Source organism: Variovorax sp. 01T439_2, assembly GCF_056398445.1.
Genome location: NZ_JBFTPJ010001007.1, coordinates 1 through 2,059, shown reverse-complemented (window position 1 = coordinate 2,059; position 2,059 = coordinate 1). Strand labels below are relative to the sequence as shown.

Here is a 2,059-nt window from a genome sequence, read left to right as displayed (position 1 = left end):
GGACGAACCCACCGCGGGCCTGGACCCCGAGGCCTCCGACAGTTTCTGCGACCTGCTGCGCGGCCTGCACCGCGAGCTGGGCCTGACGGTGGTGATGGTCACGCACGACCTGGACACCCTGTTCGACCTGAGCACCCGCATCGCGGTGCTGGCCGACCACAAGGTCATCGTCAGCGGCTCGGCGCGCGAGGTGATCGCCTATCCGCATCCGTTCATCCACGAATATTTCCTGGGCGGGCGCGGCCAGCGCGCGCTGGAGGCCCTGCATGACAAACCCGCCAACGCCGCGCCGGCCCCCGCCGGCACGGCCCGCTGAAAGGTAGCCACACCATGGAAAACAAAGCCCATGCCATCGCCGCCGGCGCCTTCGTGCTCGGCCTCATCGCCGTGCTCGTGGGGCTGGTGGTCTGGTTCACGCGCGACAGCACCGTGCGCAACACCTATGAACTCTCCACGCGCGACCCGGTCAGCGGGCTGCAGCCGCAGGCCATGGTGCGCTACCGCGGCATCGCGGTCGGCAAGGTGACCTCGATCGACTTCGACCCCAAGACGAAGGGCAACGTGCGCGTGCGCATCACGGTCGACCAGCGCGTACCGCTCACCACCTCGAGCTTTGCCACGCTGAGCTACCAGGGCGTGACGGGCCTGGCCTTCATCGCGCTGGACGACAAGGGCGAATCGAACGTGGCGCTCGCGCCCAACAACGAGGATCCGCCGCGCATTCCGCTCAAGCCCTCGATGCTGGCGCAGCTGCAGGACCGCGGCGAAGCCATCGTCAACCAGGTCGACGAGGCGACCAAGCGCGCCAACCAGCTGCTGAGCGACGACAACCAGAAGCGCGCGGCCGATGCGCTGGAGAACATCGCGGCCGCCTCGGCCAGCGCCAACACGCTGCTCAAGCAGCTCGACAACACGGTGAAGACCGGGCTGAACCCGGCGCTCGCGGCGCTGCCGAACACGCTGTCTTCGGTGAAGACCGCGGCCGGCGACGTCTCGCGCGTGGCCAACAACTTCAACACCACCGTGGGCCGGCTCAACGCGCCCGATGGCCCGATCGAGCGGCTGAGCGAGGGCACCAAGGCGCTCGCGCAGTCGGTCGATTCGTTCAACGCCGCCACGCTGCCGCGCGTGAACCGCGTGGCCGACGACACCTCGCGCGCGGTGCGCCGGCTCGGCCGCGCGGCCGACAGCATCAACGACAACCCGCAGTCGCTGCTGTTCGGCAACGGCGGCACCGCTGCCGGGCCCGGCGAGCCCGGTTTTTCGGCGCCGCCCTCCACCCATTCGCTGGCACGTCCCTGAACGTGATGATGACCATGATGAAGAAGAACGCCATCCTTCGCCTCCCTCCGCGCCTGGCCGCCTGCGCCGGCCTCGCGCTGCTGCTGCTTGCGGGCTGCAGCGCCCTGCCCGACAAGCCCGCGCGCGCCACGCTGTACGACTTCGGACCCGGGCCGGCCGCGTCGGCACCCGCGGCCAACCCGCCCGCGGCCGCGCTGCCCACGCTCGCGCTGGCCGAGATCGAGAGCAACACGCGGCTCGACAGCACGCAGATCCTCTACCGGCTCGGCTATGCCGATGCCAACGAGCTGCGCCCCTACGGCCAGTCGCGCTGGAGCCTGGCGCCGGCGCAGCTGCTGCGCCAGCGGCTGCGCGACGCCCTCGCCGAGCGGCGCACCGTGCTCGGCCCGGAAGAAAGCGCGACCATTGCGCGCGCCGAGGGCAAGGTGCCCGACACGCTGCGCATCTCGCTCGACGAGTTCAGCCACTACTTCGAATCGGCCAGCAGCAGCGCCGGCCTGGTGCGCCTGCGCGCCACGCTGATCCGCGGCACCACCGGCGGCGACCGCGTGCTGGGCCAGCGCAGCTTCACCGTGCGCCGCCCCGCGCCGAGCGCCGATGCACCCGGCGGCGTCAAGGCGCTGGCCGCGGCCACCGATGCGGCCGTGGCCGAGGTCGTGCAGTGGGTGGACCAGCTGCCGCGGCAGTAAGCTCGGCTCGAAGCGCTTTTTTCCACCAACGGAGGAGACCCCACCATGAACGCCACACGCATCATCGG

Annotated in this window: 2 protein-coding genes and 1 pseudogene; all 3 read left to right on the top strand. The window is 70.8% G+C overall.

The features are described 5' to 3' along the window. A pseudogene (locus AC1DOC_RS31110) lies at window positions 1–316 on the top strand (ABC transporter ATP-binding protein); the annotation flags it as partial. Window positions 317–330: 14 nt separating this feature from the next. Beyond that, window positions 331–1,302, top strand: coding sequence for an MlaD family protein (locus AC1DOC_RS31105; protein ID WP_012745460.1), 972 nt, complete (start codon window positions 331–333; stop codon window positions 1,300–1,302). A 14-nt stretch (window positions 1,303–1,316) separates the two neighbouring features. Next, on the top strand, window positions 1,317–1,991 hold the full coding sequence (locus tag AC1DOC_RS31100) for an ABC-type transport auxiliary lipoprotein family protein (RefSeq protein WP_436042184.1): 675 nt from the start codon (window positions 1,317–1,319) through the stop codon (window positions 1,989–1,991). Window positions 1,992–2,059: the final 68 nt, after the last annotated feature.